Source organism: Pseudomonas sp. HP_14, assembly GCF_055283875.1.
In genome coordinates, this window is sequence record NZ_JBTOQI010000007.1 from 102,407 (window position 1) to 118,861 (window position 16,455).

Annotated in this window: 11 protein-coding genes and 2 pseudogenes; 7 read left to right on the plus strand and 6 right to left on the minus strand. The window is 56.9% G+C overall.

The genetic code is table 11. The features are described from left to right. Positions 1-28 precede the first annotated feature (28 nt). From rfbD to rfbB, 4 genes are read right to left on the minus strand one after another with little or no spacing between them, the layout of a single operon-like run. Entirely contained in the window at positions 29-910 is an 882-nt protein-coding gene (gene rfbD / locus ACYASS_RS07275; RefSeq protein ID WP_463585626.1) for a dTDP-4-dehydrorhamnose reductase, read from the minus strand. Beyond that, a complete protein-coding gene (rfbC, locus tag ACYASS_RS07280; protein ID WP_243243995.1) occupies positions 907-1,455 on the minus strand; it encodes a dTDP-4-dehydrorhamnose 3,5-epimerase in 549 nt (182 codons plus the stop codon). Before rfbC ends, rfbD begins: the two co-directional genes overlap by 4 nt. Next, the gene (gene rfbA / locus ACYASS_RS07285) at positions 1,452-2,327 is read right to left on the minus strand and encodes a glucose-1-phosphate thymidylyltransferase RfbA (RefSeq protein WP_463585627.1); all 876 of its coding nucleotides are present in this window, start codon (positions 2,325-2,327) and stop codon (positions 1,452-1,454) included. The genes rfbC and rfbA overlap by 4 nt, the downstream gene beginning before the upstream one ends. Beyond that, positions 2,324-3,406, minus strand: coding sequence for a dTDP-glucose 4,6-dehydratase (rfbB, locus tag ACYASS_RS07290; protein ID WP_463585628.1), 1,083 nt, complete (start codon positions 3,404-3,406; stop codon positions 2,324-2,326). The genes rfbA and rfbB overlap by 4 nt, the downstream gene beginning before the upstream one ends. 258 nt (positions 3,407-3,664) lie before the next feature. Between rfbB and ACYASS_RS07295 the strand changes: the two genes are divergently transcribed. The 6 genes from ACYASS_RS07295 (at position 3,665) to ACYASS_RS07320 (ending at position 12,259) form a co-directional block, all read left to right on the plus strand. After that, positions 3,665-6,577 (plus strand): aminotransferase, encoded by a 2,913-nt coding sequence (locus tag ACYASS_RS07295; protein ID WP_463585629.1) that lies wholly within the window; start codon positions 3,665-3,667, stop codon positions 6,575-6,577. 322 nt (positions 6,578-6,899) lie between these two features. Beyond that, positions 6,900-8,006, plus strand: coding sequence for an agmatine deiminase (gene aguA / locus ACYASS_RS07300; protein WP_463585630.1), 1,107 nt, complete (start codon positions 6,900-6,902; stop codon positions 8,004-8,006). A 657-nt stretch (positions 8,007-8,663) separates the two neighbouring features. Next, a complete protein-coding gene (locus ACYASS_RS07305) occupies positions 8,664-9,950 on the plus strand; it encodes an OprD family porin (RefSeq protein WP_463585631.1) in 1,287 nt (428 codons plus the stop codon). 230 nt (positions 9,951-10,180) lie between these two features. Next, positions 10,181-10,948 (plus strand): AraC family transcriptional regulator, encoded by a 768-nt coding sequence (locus tag ACYASS_RS07310; RefSeq protein WP_463585632.1) that lies wholly within the window; start codon positions 10,181-10,183, stop codon positions 10,946-10,948. A 146-nt stretch (positions 10,949-11,094) separates the two neighbouring features. Continuing rightward, the gene (locus tag ACYASS_RS07315) at positions 11,095-11,268 is read left to right on the plus strand and encodes a DUF1427 family protein (protein ID WP_122667007.1); all 174 of its coding nucleotides are present in this window, start codon (positions 11,095-11,097) and stop codon (positions 11,266-11,268) included. Positions 11,269-11,299: 31 nt separating this feature from the next. After that, on the plus strand, positions 11,300-12,259 hold the full coding sequence (locus ACYASS_RS07320) for a quinone oxidoreductase family protein (RefSeq protein WP_463585633.1): 960 nt from the start codon (positions 11,300-11,302) through the stop codon (positions 12,257-12,259). Between the two features lie 150 nt (positions 12,260-12,409). Here ACYASS_RS07320 and ACYASS_RS07325 read toward each other — a convergent pair. Next, positions 12,410-12,901 (minus strand): annotated as a pseudogene (locus ACYASS_RS07325) (methyl-accepting chemotaxis protein); the annotation flags it as partial. A 792-nt stretch (positions 12,902-13,693) separates the two neighbouring features. Beyond that, positions 13,694-13,978 (minus strand): annotated as a pseudogene (locus ACYASS_RS07330) (PAS domain-containing protein); the annotation flags it as partial. 794 nt (positions 13,979-14,772) lie between these two features. Between ACYASS_RS07330 and ACYASS_RS07335 the strand changes: the two are divergent. Next, positions 14,773-16,452, plus strand: coding sequence for a ShlB/FhaC/HecB family hemolysin secretion/activation protein (locus ACYASS_RS07335; RefSeq protein WP_463585634.1), 1,680 nt, complete (start codon positions 14,773-14,775; stop codon positions 16,450-16,452). The last annotated feature ends 3 nt before the right edge of the window (positions 16,453-16,455 follow it).

Below are 16,455 nucleotides of genomic sequence, written 5' to 3' on the forward strand. Positions count from 1 at the left end.
CGATGGGGCTGGTCCCGGCAAACAAATACTAACCCTGCTCGGCCAGGCACTCCAGTAACGCGCTGTGCCAGTCGGGTTGTTGCACGCCCCATTCACGCTGGAGAAGGCTACAGTCGAGCCGCGAGTTGAGTGGGCGAGTTGCAGGTGTCGGATAGGCGCTGGACGGAATAGGCTCCAGTGCCGCGCACTTTTTACCTTGCACAACCAATTGCTCGCCAATGGCTTGAGCAAAGCCAAACCATGACGTTTCGCCGCTGGCGGTCAGGTGATAAGTACCCCAAGGTCCAGCTTGCCCGTCCCGCCAGCGCTCGATCAATTGGCGTGTGCTTTGGGCAATGGTTCCAGCCCAGGTCGGTGCTCCGATCTGGTCGGCAACTACATTCAGCGAGTCTCGCTCTTGCAGCAGGCGTTGCATGGTCAGCAGGAAATTACGCCCTGCCGTTGAGTAAACCCAGCTGGTCCGCAGGATCAGATACTGCCCGCCAACGTATTCGATAGCTTGCTCTCCCGCCCACTTGCTGGCGCCATAAACGCCTAAAGGTGCGGGCTTATCCTGCTCGGTCCAGGGTGTGGCCTTGCTACCGTCAAACACGTAGTCCGTAGAGTAGTGAATCAGCGGGATACCTAGTTCTTTTGCCTGATCGGCCAGCATGCCGGCGGCAATGGCGTTCACTGAAAGCGCGGTCTTCTGGTCCGTTTCGGCCTGATCAACCGCAGTATAAGCCGCCGCATTGATGATCAGGTCGGGCTTGAAATCCTGGATCTGATCGAAGTCTGCCATCTGATCGCTCAGGTCCAGTCGATCGCGGCCCAGAACGATCACTTCGCCAAGGTCCGCGAGGGTTTTCTGCAGAGCCAGAGAGACCTGACCGTGCTGACCGATGACGACGATTTTCAGTGGCTTGCTCATGGGAACAGGTCAGCCTCTTTGAATGTTTTACCGTTTTGATCCTTGGCTGACAGTTGCGGCGTACCGTCCAGCTGCCAGTCGATTGCCAGGTCCGGGTCATCCCAGCGAATGCAGCGCTCGGCTGCCGGTGTGTAGTAGTCAGTGGTTTTGTAGAGGAACTCGGCGTAGTCGCTGAGCACTACAAAACCATGGGCAAAGCCCGCCGGGATCCACAGTTGCCGAGCATTTTCGGCAGATAACCTGACGCCGGTCCAGTGACCAAATGTTGGCGAGCTTTTGCGGATATCGACCGCAATGTCCAAAACCTCACCCGCCGTCACCCGCACCAGTTTGCCCTGGGCATTTTCGATCTGGTAATGCAGGCCGCGCAGTACGCCCTTGGCGGAACGAGAGTGGTTATCCTGAACGAAGGTCAAGTCACGCAGCCCAGTGGCGTCAGCGAAGGCTTTGGCATTGAAGCTTTCATAGAAAAAACCGCGTTCGTCACCGAATACACGGGGCTCCAGGATCAGTACCTCTGGGATATCGCTGGGAATTACATTCACCGTTTTTCCCCCGCAAGTTTGAACAGATATTGACCGTAGCCGGTCTTGCCGAAGTATTGAGCACGTTCGAGCAACTGTTCGCGACTAATCCACTCATTCTGGTAGGCGATCTCCTCAAGGCAGGCGACTTTCAGGCCTTGACGATGCTCGATGGTCTGCACGTATTGCGAGGCCTCCAGCAGGCTGTCATGAGTGCCGGTATCCAGCCATGCGAAACCGCGCCCAAAACGCTCGACACGCAGATCGCCACGTTGCAGATAAGCGTTGTTGACGTCGGTGATTTCCAACTCGCCACGGGGCGAAGGTTTGACGTCTTTGGCGATACGGATGACTTCGTTGTCGTAAAAATACAAACCCGTCACTGCATAGCTGGATTTGGGTGCTTTGGGTTTTTCTTCGATGGATAGCGCCTTGCCATCCTCATCGAAATCGATGACCCCGAAACGCTCTGGATCCTTGACCCAGTAGCCGAATACTGTGGCACCACTTTCGTGAGAGGCGGCTGTCTTCAACTGCTCGCCGAAGTGCTGACCATGGAAAATGTTGTCGCCCAGAATCAGACACACCGAATCGTCGCCGATGAACTCTTCGCCAATCAGGAAGGCCTGCGCCAGGCCATCTGGCTTAGGTTGCTCAGCGTACTGCAGGCGCACACCAAACAGGCTGCCGTCGCCGAGCAGGCTGCGGTACTGCGGCAGATCCTGCGGTGTGGAAATGATCAATATGTCCTGAATGCCGGCCAGCATCAGCACCGAGATCGGGTAATAGATCATCGGCTTGTCATAGATCGGCAGCAGTTGTTTGGAAACACCCAGAGTGATGGGATGCAGGCGCGTGCCGGAGCCTCCGGCCAGAACGATTCCTTTGGTCATGCGATCAAATCCTTGTGGTCGGTAAAGCCCAGTCGTTGGCCCTGGTAGCTGCCGTCTTGTACGCGGCGGCACCATTCCAGATTATTCAGGTACCACTGCACGGTTTTGCGTAAGCCTGATTCGAAGGTTTCTTCTGGGGTCCAGCCCAGTTCACGTTCGATCTTGCTGGCGTCGATGGCGTAGCGCTGATCGTGACCGGGGCGATCCACCACATAGGTGATCAGGTCAGCATAGTGCGCGATACCGTCCGGACGTTGCGGTGCGAGCTCTTCGAGCAGCGCGCAAATGCCGCGCACCACATCGATGTTCTTCTGTTCGTTGTGGCCACCAATGTTGTAGGTCTCACCCACAACACCTTCGGTGACGACTTTGTAGAGGGCACGTGCATGGTCTTCGACGAACAGCCAGTCGCGTACTTGCAGCCCATTGCCATACACCGGTAGTGGTTTACCCGCCAAAGCGTTGAGGATGACCAGCGGGATCAACTTTTCAGGGAAGTGATACGGGCCATAGTTGTTGGAGCAGTTGGTCACCACAACGGGTAATCCATACGTCCGTTGCCAGGCGCGAACCAGATGATCAGAGGCCGCCTTGCTGGCCGAGTAGGGCGAGCTTGGCGCGTAAGGTGTGGTTTCGGTAAACAGGTCATCGACGCCGTGCAGGTCGCCGTACACTTCGTCGGTGGAAATATGGTGAAAGCGGAAGGCCGTTCGCTCGGCCTCAGGCAACTTCTGCCAGTAGCCACGTACGGCCTCAAGCAGGCTGTAGGTGCCGACGATGTTGGTCTGGATAAACTCGGACGGGCCATCGATGGAGCGGTCGACATGAGACTCGGCAGCCAGGTGCATGACCGCGTGTGGTTCAAAACGGGCGAGTACCTCGCTGACTTTGGCCTGATCGCAGATGTCTGCCTGAACAAACTCATAGCGGGTGTCGGTGGCGATGCTTGCCAGTGATTCAAGGTTGCCCGCGTAGGTCAGCTTGTCGAAATTGAGCACGTCATGGTCAGTGTTCTGTATCAGATGACGAATCAATGCCGAGCCAATGAAGCCCGCGCCGCCAGTAACGAGTATTCGCATAGGTTTGCCTTGTGCCTTCCAGGTCTTAAGACTGATGGAGCATAGCTTGTTGTTGTAACGCGAGCGGTGCAAGCAGGATTAACCAAGAACAGGCATATAGTTAATGAAAAGAATTGATCATGCCGGGACGGAGCGCCATTAAACCGGCAGCTGGGTGTGTCGGGGTTCACACATATTTGGTGGTCAGCTTCCCGCGCACCTATAGTTGTCGCTCTGTGAAACCTATTCCGTTGTGTTAACCAGACTGAGGTTTGTTGCATGCCGCTCGCCACGTTGATTCGTCGTTCCAGCCTGCCTTGTCCAGAGGTCACTGCCGAGCAGGCGCTGCAGATGCTGGAGCAGCATTACGGATTAAGCGGCACGCTGAAGGAGCTGGGTAGCCAGCAGGATCGCAACTTTCTGCTGGACACCGGAGAGCGGCGCTTCGTGTTGAAGATCTGCCACGGGGCTTACTCGCCGCTGGAACTGGACGCACAGCATGCGGCGTTGTGGCATCTGGGTGCTGGTTCGTCTGTTCGGGTGCCGGGTGTGAGGCTGGCGGATACCGGCGAGAAGCTCTTGTCACTGGAGATCGGCGGACATGCCGTGCACGCCAGGCTACTGGATTTTATCGACGGTCAGGCTCTCAGTCATCTGGGCCATCTGCCGCTCGATGTTGTGGTGGGGCTGGGCGAGCTGTGTGCCCGGGTTGATCGCTCCCTTGCCAGCCTTGAACACCCAGGCCTTGATCGCGTTCTGCAATGGGATCCGCGCCACGCACAGGCATTGATCAAGCATTTGCTGCCGGTTATTGATAGTGATGACGAGCGTGCGTGTCTCGCGCAGGCTGCCGAGCAGGCGCAAAGACGTCTGGCCCCGCTGATCGCGAAGTTGCCGGTGCAGACCGTGCATCTGGATATCACTGAATACAACGTGGTGTGGGCACGGGATGCTCACTTGCAATGGCAGTTGCAAGGCTTGATCGATTTTGGTGATCTGGTCAGTACGTGGCGAGTGGCCGACCTGTCGGTGACCTGCGCCGCGCTATTGCACCATGCCGATGGCGACCCGCTGTATATCTTGCCGGCCATTCGCGCTTATCACGCTATCAATCCGCTGCAACTTGAAGAGCTTCAGGCCCTATGGCCATTGATCGTGGCCCGCTCGGCGGTGTTGGTGCTCAGCAGTGCACAGCAAGCCAGTATCGAACCTGACAATGCCTATATTCAGGCCAACATCGACAGTGAGTGGGGCATCTTCGACGTTGCCACCTCGGTGCCGATGGTGTTGATGGAGGCCGCAATTCTTGCCGCGGTAAACATCAGTGGTCCGCAGGTTTTGACCCAGGATTTCCAGCCATTATTGCCCAGCCTCGGCGGCCGTGAATTTCAACGGGTGGACCTCGGGGTTCTCAGCGAACATTTTGCAGCGGGTAACTGGACGCAGAACGGCATCGACGAGCTTTTACTCAAGCAAGCCGCGCATGTGAGCGGCCAGTCAGCCAGCCGGTTCGGTGAGTATCGGTTGTCACGCACGTTGATCGATACCGCCAGGGAGCCTGAAACCTTCGCCCTGCACGTCGAGCTGCACTTGACGAATACCACCGCGTTGCATGCACCTTTCGGCGGTACGCTGCGGCTTACCGCAGACTCGGCGCTGCTGCTGGCTGGCACCCACATGAGCCTGAGGATCTGGGGGGCAACCCTGGAGTTGACGCCGGGTGCCAGCGTTGCTGCGGGTGAGTTGATCGGTCACGCCAACGCGGCGTTGCTGTTGCAGCTGTGTTCGGTTCCAGACCTTAATCCGCCATTGTTCGCGACGCCATCCTGGGCAACAGCATGGCGAGCGTTATGCCCGTCACCTGCTGTGCTGCTGGGGTTTGACTGTGATGCACCTTCGCTGCCGGATTCCGCCGAGTTGCTGGCGCGGCGTGACGCCAGTTTTGCCCGCTCGCAAAAACACTATTATCAGGTGCCACCGCAGGTCGAGCGGGGCTGGCGCAATCATTTGATCGACATGCAGGGCCGTTCTTACCTGGACATGCTCAACAATGTGGCGGTACTCGGTCACGGTCATCCACGCATGGCGTTGGAAGCCGGTCGGCAATGGTCGCTACTCAACACCAATTCCCGCTTTCATTACGCAGCAATCGCCGAGTTCTGCGAACGTCTGCTCAAACTGGCGCCGGAGGGCATGGATCGCGTCTTTCTGGTTAATAGCGGCACCGAGGCCAATGACCTGGCGATTCGTCTGGCATGGGCCTACAGCGGCGGACGCGACATGCTCAGTGTGCTGGAGGCGTATCACGGTTGGTCGGTAGCAACCGATGCCATTTCCACTTCTATTGCCGACAACCCCCAAGCGCTGAGTACGCGACCCGACTGGGTGCATCCGGTGACCGCGCCGAATACCTACCGTGGTGAGTTCCGAGGCTCAGACAGTGCGCCGCAGTATGTGCGCAGTGTCGAGTACGTATTGCAGCAACTGGCTGCTCAGCAACGTCAGGTAGCGGGCTTCATCTGTGAGCCGGTGTACGGTAATGCGGGCGGGATTTCACTGCCGCCGGGTTATCTGCAGCAGGTTTACCAGAAAATCAGAGAGCAGGGCGGCGTGTGCATAGCCGATGAAGTGCAGGTCGGTTACGGCCGCCTGGGCCATTACTTCTGGGGGTTCGAGGAGCAGGGAGTGGTACCGGACATCATTACCATGGCCAAAGGTATGGGTAACGGCCATCCGTTGGGAGCGGTCATTACTCGGCGCGAGATTGCCGAAGCGCTTGAGGCCGAAGGGTATTTCTTCTCGTCGGCAGGCGGCAGCCCGGTCAGTTGCCGAATCGGCATGGCAGTGCTGGACGTCATGGAAGAAGAAAAGCTTTGGGAAAACTCCGAGACCGTTGGCGCGCACTTCAAAGCCCGGCTGCAAGCCCTGATTGATGTCCACCCGCTGGTAGGCGCGGTTCACGGCATGGGGTTTTATCTGGGCGTTGAGTTGGTGCGTGATCGCCAGAGCCTGGAGCCAGCCACAGAAGAAACGGCCTACCTGTGCGACCGTCTGCGAGACTTGGGCATCTTTATGCAGCCCACCGGCGATTACCTGAACATCCTCAAAATCAAACCGCCGATGTGCACCACCCGCCAGAGCGTGGACTTTTTTGTGGACAGCGTGTCGAAGGTGTTGGCTGAGCTGGAGTGACTGCTGACGCCCTCGCAGCTAAAGCCGCTTTCATAAAACAATAGGCAACCACTGGATTGAAATGCATTTCTGTAGGAGCTGCCGAAGGCTGCGAAGCATTTCTCCTGATACACCGCGATCGCAGCCTTCGGCAGCTCCTATAGGGTTCTATGATGCGCGACGGCGGCGCGTCTAGACATAATTTGCAGATTTATATCGGTTTTGGTTTTTGAAATATAGCTGTATTTTCCATTTTTTGGCTTTTAAGCCCGATTTTTATCGTCTATAAAGGCGCCAATTATCGATTGTTCGATTCGACGCCTCACTGGAGTTCTGATCACCCATGACCACTCTCAACAGCACGCCACGCGCCGACGGTTTTCATATGCCCGCCGAATGGGCTCCGCAGACCCAGACCTGGATGGTCTGGCCTGAGCGCCCTGACAACTGGCGTCTGGGTGGCAAGCCGGTCCAGACCGCACATGTCGCCGTCGCCAAAGCTATCGCCCGCTTTGAGCCGGTGACCGTTGCTGTGTCCGCTGCGCAATACGACAACGCCCGTGCGCGCCTTGATGTGCCAAACATCCGTGTGGTGGAAATCAGCAACGATGATGCTTGGGTGCGTGACACTGGTCCTACTTTCGTAATCAACGATAAGGGCGAAGTGCGTGGCGTCGACTGGGATTTCAATGCCTGGGGCGGTTTCGATGGCGGCCTTTATTCCCCGTGGAATCTCGATTCACAACTGGCCAGCAAAGTGCTGGAAATCGAAAGGTGCCCACGCTACGAAACTCCAGGCTTTGTGCTGGAAGGCGGCTCGATCCACGTAGATGGTGAAGGCACGCTTATCACGACCGAAGAGTGTCTGCTCAACCGTAATCGTAATCCGCACCTTACCCGTGAAGAGATTGAGGCGGTACTCAGTGCCAATCTGGCGGTGGACAAGATCATCTGGTTGCCGGACGGGCTGTTCAACGACGAAACCGACGGGCATGTCGATAACTTCTGCTGTTACGTGCGCCCTGGTGAGGTGTTGCTGGCCTGGACCGATGATCCCAAAGACCCCAACTACCCAAGGTGTCACGCCGCATTGAGTATTTTGGAAAACACCCGCGACGCAAAGGGCAGGGCATTCATCGTTCACAAGATGCCAATCCCTGGGCCTTTGTTTGCTACCGAAGAAGAATGCGCGGGCGTCGATCAGGTGCACGGCAGCCAGGAACGCAACCCTTCGGTGCGTCTGGCAGGCTCCTATGTCAACTTTCTGATCGTAAACGGCGGCATCATTGCCCCCAGCTTTGACGATCCGATGGACGAAAAAGCCTTTGAAATCCTGCAGCAACTGTTTCCAGAGCATGAGGTAGTCATGGTGCCAGGCCGTGAACTGTTGCTGGGCGGTGGCAACATCCACTGTCTGACTCAGCAGCAGCCCGCGCCTCATCGGGCCTGATTTTCAGGTCGCGGTTACAATCGCGTTACACAGTTGGCTCCGTTCTTGCTGTGATCAAGCCCATCCAGGTGATGGGCTTTTTTGTGGGTGACGCTTCTGGCGTGCGACCTTCTGGATAGGTCGACGGCCGGTATTGAAACGTCCACTTCTTAGCCTTTCTGTCACAAAGCGTCAGTACATTGAGCCCCTCACGACTTAAGAGGTTGTCCTATGAATGCAGGTATAGAGCATCGCGCTCGTGGTTTGTCTGCTAGTAGCGAAGCGCGCCAGATGATGGCTGACTGGTTAAGGACGACCAGTATGCGTAAACCTCAGCGCCCGGATGTAAGGCAGATGTTGCTGCAGCGTTACCCGGCAGGCCTTTTTGATGAGGCCGAACTTGAGGCACTTTTAAGCGTGCTCAAGGACTGAGTACGGCGCTTCCCAAAGGGCTGAGCCAGACAGTTCTAAGCATAGAAAGTTTCGTAAATTGACAGTTTTATGACCGGCGGCTAGGATTCGTCTCCTCCGCCTGTGGCACTGCGCCATGTACGTGCATCAGTAGTCCACTGCGATGACTTCGTGCGGACTCCCCGAATATGACATTCGGGAGTCGCAGATAACCCCAGGGTTATCACCACAGCGCGTGATCAATTCGCGGAAAAAGGACGACTAGAAATGCTTAACAAACGCATCAGTTTGCTCGCACTGGGCCTTATCAGTGCTGGCCAGGTCATGGCAGACAGCCAGGCAGATTCCAAAGGCTTTGTAGAAGACAGCCACCTGAATCTCGCACTGCGCAACGCTTATATCAATCGTGATTACAAAAACGTCGCGCCGAATTCGGATCGCGCTGAATGGGGCCAGGCGTTCACCGCCAACTTCGCATCCGGTTTCACCCAAGGCACCATCGGCCTGGGCGTCGACGCTTTCGGTCTGTACGCTGTTCGTCTGGACGGCGGTAAAGGCCGTAGCGGCGCTGGCGGTATCGACTTCTTCAAGAAGGGCGACAGTGGTGAAGCTGCTGATGATCTCGCTCGTGCCGGCGCTGCCGTCAAGGCACGTATCTCCAATACTGTCATCAAGTACGGCGACCAAATGCCTGCTCTGCCAGTCTTGAGCTATGACAACGGTCGTCTGTTGCCAGAAAGCTTCACCGGTACTTTGGTCACTTCCAAAGAGATCGATGGCCTGGAAATCAACGTGGGTCGCTTCACTCAGGAAGCCCGCAAGTCTGCTGAAGCGCGTGATAGCGGTCGCCTGAAAAGTATCAACGTTTACGGTGCCAGCTACAAGTTCACCGATGAGTTGACTGGTGCGTTCTACGCTTCCGACAACGAAGACGTGTTCAAGAAGCAGTACGTGAACCTGAACTACGTTTTTGCTCTGGCTCCTGATCAGTCGTTGACGTTCGACTTCAACGGCTACAAGACCAAGATGGACAAAAACTTCTCGGCCGCTACTGAAGCTGGCGCCCGCGACAACAAAATCTGGAGCCTGGCGGCTACCTGGGCTGTGGGTATTCACTCCTTCACCCTGGCGCACCAGCGCAGCACCGGCGAAACCGGCTACAACTACAGCGGCTACCAGAGCGCAGGCGGTTTCGGTGATGGTGGTAACACTATCTATCTGGCGAACTCCTACTGGTCCGACTTCAACGGCAAGGACGAGCGTTCGTGGCAAGCAGCCTACGGCGTTGACCTGTCCGGTCTGGTCACTCCAGGTCTGAGCTACAAGACGGCCTATGTGCGCGGTAGCAACATTGATGACGGCACTACTCGTGGCAATGGCACCGAGCGTGAAATCTTCAGCCAGCTGACTTACGTCGTACAAAGCGGCCCGGCCAAGGACTTGTCCCTGCGTCTGCGCAACTCCTTCCTGCGTGTGTCCAACAACGCCAGCGAATACAACGTTAGCGGCAACGAAACCCGTATCTTCGTTGACTACCCGATCAACGTTTTCTGATGATCGCGTAGGGGGCGTGTCGCGTTGCTGACGCTGCACGTCCTCGAGCAACACCTCGCACCACCGTAGGACTGGCTTTAGCCGGGAGGACGTTATTGCTGACGACGTATGTGCAGCGAATATACAAATCTTCCCCAGGCTAAAGCCGACCCTACAGCGCCTGGATACAATTTTCCCGTCTCAGGTCCGGCTACTATGTGCTTCAACTTAGCCTGACTCGGTCACTCCCCATGGCCCTAGCTGCACCACCCGACCTTTCTGATACCGCCGTGCCTGTTCAGCCCTTGGCGCGTACCTACCCGCGTGGACGTTATATCGAGCCTCATGAGCATGTGTGGGGGCAGGTGCTGTACGCCACTTCGGGTGTGATGTGGGTTGAAACGCCGATGGAGGCCCTGGTTGTACCGCCGCAGCGTGCCGTGTGGCTGCCGCCAGGCGTAGTGCACGGGATTCGCGTCGTCACTGATCTGGAAATGCGCAACATCTACCTGCGCCCGGCCATTGCCGACACGCTGGAAAAAACCGTTCAGGTTTTTGAAGTCGGGCGATTGCTGCGTGAGTTGATTCTCGGGCTGGTCACTCAGGCTGATGATCAGGAGACTGAGTATTACGACGCATTGGTGACACTGGCGCTTCTGGAGTTGCAGCGCGCCAAGCGCTCGATTCTCAAAATCCCCATGCCGGACAACTCGGACCGGCGTCTGCTGAGTCTTTGTCAGGCGGTCATGAGCGAGCCTTCTCTGGACATTGCGTTTGAGCAACATGCTGAAAATGCGGGTGCAAGCGTGCGAACGCTGGCGCGCCTGTTTCAAGGCGCGCTAGGGATGGGCTTCGCGGAGTGGCGCAGGCAGGTGCAACTGGCGACTGCTGTGGCCGAGATCATTCAGGGCGTACCCGTCAGCACGATCGCCCGCTCGCTGGGCTATTCCCCGAGCAGTTTCAGCGACATGTTCAAGCGCGAGCTGGGCATCGCCCCTTCGCAGTATTCTGTTCTGTAGGAGCGCGCTTGCAAACCTGTGGGACAGCGTGGTGCCAAGGCCCCTTCGTGTATTCACCCTGGCCGATAATCAGAAGTCCTTGGCCGATAGCTTTTCTTACCCGCCCCTAAACTGCGTGCGTTAGCAAATTTTGCACGGGGTTCATCATGAGTTACCTCATTTCCATCGTCATTGGCATCGGCGTCGGCCTGCTCTACGGCGCTCTCGATTTCCGTTCACCCGCACCGCCTGCCATCGCGCTGGTGGGTCTGACCGGCATGCTGCTGGGTGAAAAGCTTTGGCCAATGGGCAAGCAACTTGTTGCCACCTGGCTCTCCTGATCATTCATTTCTCACTTAAAAGGAGGCTTCCATGAAAGCCCTGCAATTTTCCAGAACCGGCGACCTTGAAGCGCTGCAATACGTCGACCTGCCAATGCCTGTGCCTGCTCAGGATGAAGTCCTGATCGAGGTCAAGGCGGCAGGTCTGAATCCCAGTGACGTAAAAAACGTGCTCGGTCGTTTTCCTTACACCACCTTGCCGCGCGTGCCGGGTCGGGATTTTGCGGGCGTAGTCATTGAAGGCCCCAAGGAGCTTGTGGGACGGGACGTCTGGGGCACCGGTAAAGAGCCGGGTTTCTTTCGCGACGGTTCTCATGCGCAATTTCTGACGCTTCCTGCGCAGGGTGTCGCGCTCAAGCCCAAGGCGTTGAACTTCAGTCAGGCGGCGAGTCTCGGCGTGCCTTACACCACCGCGTGGGATGCCTTGCAGCGCAGCCTGGTCACTGCGCAGACACGTCTGCTGGTCATCGGTGCCAACGGCGCAGTGGGTAGTGCGGCGTTGGCATTGGGCAGAATTCTGGGTGCCAGAGTGCTCGGCGCAGTGCGTCGTCCGGAACATATTGCTGTGCTGCAAGAGCAAGGCTTCGAAGGCATTCTGTTGGGTAAGCCAGAGGAATTGGCTGCGCAGGTCAATGGCGTCTTCCAGAGCGGTGCCGATGTGATCTTCGACACCACCGGCTTCTGGCTTCCGGCAGCAGTGCCTGCCTTGGCCACCTTTGGTCGAATCGCGATCATTGCTGCTCCGGCGGACGGCCATGTGCAACTGCCGTCATTGGCGCTGTACCGCAAAGGCGGTTCGGTGGTGGGGATCAACTCATTGCTATACGACTGCAAAGCTTGCGCGAAGATGCTTGATCAGTTCGGCCGCTTCTTTGACGAAGGCACGCTGGAACTGCCTTCCGGGTTGGTCGAGTCGCCGCTGAGCGAAGGCGTGGCGCGATACGATGAGGTGAATCAGGGCGCGGGGGAAAAAGTGATTCTTTTGCCGTAAGGCCATCACGAAGCAAGCACAGTATCTGTAGGAGCTGCCGAAGGCTGCGAAAGCAGCGTGTCAGGATGAATGCTTCGCAGCCTGCGGCAACTCCTCAGAAATGCCATTCCCATTCAATGGTTGGCATTTTTTTTGATGGGGGCGATGTCGTTAGCGATTGAACCGCTCTACCAGTGCACGTAATCCACGGGATGTGTTTTCCAGTTCCGTACCCCGCGCCACTGCGGCATTGGCGTTGCTGGCTGAGGTCTCGAACGTCGCTGCGACGTTATTGATCTGCCGGGAAATATCTTCCGCCACATGAGCTTGCTCCTCAGAGGCGGTCGCCATCTGGTGGCCCATGCTGCTGATGCGTGCAATGGCCTCGCGGATGCCCTGCAAAGCGTTTTGTGCTTCGATAACCTGCGCGACACCGTTGTCGGCTTCGCTGATACCGACCTGCGCAATACTCACCGCTTCATCTGCACCTTTCTTCAAAGACTCGATGACCCCCTGAATCTGTTGGGTCGACTCGCGAGTCTTACCGGCGAGAGCGCGAACCTCGTCAGCCACCACGGCAAAGCCCCGACCTTGTTCCCCAGCCCGTGCCGCTTCAATTGCGGCGTTGAGCGCGAGCAGATTGGTCTGATCAGCAATGGCCTGAATGACGCTGGCTGCTGACATGATCTGCTGGGTTTCGTTGGCCAGATTGTCGACCGCGTTACTGATGCTGGTCACCGTGCCTGCCAGGCGCTGAATCGCTTCGCGAGACGTGCCTGCTACCCTGTTGCCTTGTTCAGCCAGCTCGTTTGCGGTAGTGGCTTCGGCGGCGGTGTGCTGTACGTGCTTGGCCACTTCATTGATAGACGCAGCCATTTCGGTCATGGCTGCGGCGGTCAGGTCGGTTTCCGCGCGCTGCTCCAGCAAGGCATGCTCACTTTGCGTGGACAGGTGCGAGGAATGTCCGGCTGCTTCCGATACTTGTGCCGCAAGGTCGCTCAAGCGTGTCAGGGCGGTGCGCAAGCGAGCATCTTCACTGACCAATACCATTTCAAGGCGTGCGCTGGTCCCGTAGGCGTCGCTGTAAGTCAGGGCGCTGACAGGGTCTGTGAACGCACCAGGTGCGCTGCGAATGATGCCCGACAGTTGCTGCTCGAAACGCATGTGCGCCCAGCCGCCCAGCGCCAGAAACAACACAGCGGTTGCCACGTGGGCGACGGTGCCGGGGAAGAAAACGTTGACGCCTACGCCCAGAACGGCAGCAATGGCTGGCACCGCCATGACGCTCAGGAACGCGGTCAGGTGACGTGAGCTGGCGACAGCCTTTTTGCCGCCACGCAGCCTTGCATAGAGCGTTTCGGCCCGGCTGACCTGTTCCGGCGTTGGCTTGACCCGCACCGACTCGTAACCGATCAGCCGACCGTCTTCGAGGATGGGCGTGACGTAAGCGCTAACCCAGTAATAGTCGCCATTCTTGCAGCGGTTCTTGACGATGCCCATCCAGCTTTTACCCGCTTTCAGGTAGCTCCACATCAGCCCGAACACCGCGGCAGGCATATCAGGATGGCGTACCAGATTGTGTGGGCTGCCGATAAGCTCGGCTTGAGAGTAGCCCGCAATTTTCGCGAACTCATCGTTGCAGTAAGTGATTTTGCCCTTGGTATCAGTCGCTGAAATCAGGCGTTGTTCGGCAGGGAAAGTCTGTTCGGTTTGAGTGATGTGTTTGGCCATCTTCAGCATCCGTATGAAGTAACTTCAGGCACCGGTGAAATCCATTTCTAGCAAATGGGTTTGACCTACAGGAAATTCGGGTTAAGAGTAAAAACTGTTAAATCAACAAGTTAAAAGCTTTTTTCGGCAAGCGCTCCTGTCTGGCGTTGAATCGCCACTGTATTGAGAGCTTCCGTGATGGCTGCATGCACACTCAAATGATGTGGGGAGTATAGATAGCGTCACGCGCTTATCAAATGTTGCGCCGATGGCCTTGCAACTTGCTGTCTGGTGGCGTGCTATCGGCCTGAACCGGGCGTTCTGAAGGTGCGGATCAGCGCTTTGTATGGGGGGCATCCTTTGACGCTTTTTTCGGACCCCTGACTGATGGAGCCCCCGAAACTTCGGAGGCAATGAAGACGCTACAGGGCTATCTTTCTACGAATCATTCGAGCGCCGTAAACAGTAATGTTTACGGCGTGTTTTTGTGCGCTCGATTCCCGGTTCAAAAATGCGTGCAATCGCATTTGTTGCATTCGCAACCGCCAGCTCACTTCATTTTTTTAGTGAACCTCATCACAAAATTTTTTCCTTGCAGGAACTTTCTTCGAATTAGCTGTCTGTTTCAGCGTTGATACACTTTGTTTAACTTTGTCATCTTTTGATGGCACTTTGCTGCTATTTGCTGGCATCTAGCCGGTATCAAAGCTTCCACTTCGCGGTTGCTGCTCTTCTTCTAGTCGGCGCACTTCAAACGCCCCCGGCATATCGATGGAATGTTTATGTTTGCTGCCCCACGGACGTGGTTGCCTTCGTGCGCCCTCATGTTTGCTTTTTGCTCGCCTGTGTTTGGTGCGACTCTGCCGACCCCTGGTGACCAGGACCTGATTCGTGATCGACAGAATCGCCTGATCGAAGAGCAGCGCCGTCGTCTTGAGGAACTCAAGGAGCTGCCAGGCTCCAGTGCAGAGCCTGCTAAACCCGCCTCGCCTGACGATGCGCGCTGCTTCCCGATCAAAACCATCGAACTGCAAGGTGCCGAACGCCTGGGCGGCGTTGATCGTGATCGGTTGCTCAAACCGTACATGGACCGTTGTCTGGCCGTTGCGGATCTGAATGAGCTCCTCAAGAGCATTACCACTTACTACCTGGACCAGGGGCTGGTCACCAGCCGTGCGTACCTGCCGCAACAGGATCTCTCCAAAGGGCATCTGATTGTGCTAGTGGTGGAAGGCAAGCTAGAAAGCCTGAAAGGTGCGCCGGGCAGTAACGTGTCTGATCGCGAACTGGCGATGACCTTTCCGGGAGCTACCGGCGAAGTGTTGAACCTGCGGGAAATCGAGCAGTTGGTGGACCAGCTCAACCGCTTGCCATCCAGGCAGGCGCAGATGGAACTGACGCCCGGTGAGCAAGTAGGTGGCAGTCAGGTAGTGGTACGCAACATTCCACAAAAGCCCTGGCGGGCGAACTTGTCGCGTAACAACAACGGGCAGAAGAGCACCGGTGAGCAGCAGGTCAATGCCGGGCTGGAATGGGACAGCCCGTTGGGTATCGCGGATCAGCTGGTTTTGCGCGGTGGGCACGACTTGCTCAGCGACCACAAGGCCACCTCGAAAAACGCCATGGCTTATTACAACGTGCCGTGGGGCTGGTGGAACTTCAGTTACAGCTACAGCCAGAGCGAATACCGCTCGCAGGTGAAAGCGGATGATTTTAGCTTCAAGCAAAACGGTGAAAGCCAGAATCATCAGTTTCTGGCCGAGCGCCTGATCCACCGTGACGCGGTCAGCAAAACTTCGGTCAATGCCGGGCTGGCTCATCTGCGCACCAACAACTACATCGAAGACAGCAAGCTTGAAGGCAGCAGCAACCGGATTACTGAAGCCCAATTCGGTATCAACCACGGTCGGCGTATAGGCAACTCCTTCATTAACCTTGATCTGGGCATGCAACAGGGCATCGGCGCACTGGATGCGCAACGCGAAGCTCAGCAGCGTGACCAATTCGGCAACCTGACTCCCACTCCGCGCTATCGCAAATACACCGCCACCGCGAGCTATTTGCTGCCGTTCAACTGGCTCGGTGAGTCGTTCAGTTTCAGCAGCCTGGCCACGGGGCAGCGCAGTGAAGACGTGTTGTTCAGCTCGCAGCGCATCAGCGTAGGCGGGAGCTCCTCGGTGCGCGGCTACAAGGATCAGTTCTTGACCGGTTCCAGCGGTGGCTACTGGCGTAACGAACTGCGCTGGACGCGGCCGGTGACGCTCGACTGGTTGCGCCCGATCGTTAGTCAGTACGGCACCAGCGTCGGTTATGACCAGGGTGTGATCAGCAACGATCGATACAGCGGCGGGTTCAACGGCCGGGTATCAAGCAACTCATTACAGCTGTTTGCCCGGGGTGAACACGTCAGCGCCAGTGTGACGTTCGCCCATTCGCTGGAGCGCCCAAGTGTGCTCACCGAGCGTGAGGCACCGATCTATTTCCAGGTCGACCTGTTTCTCTAATTA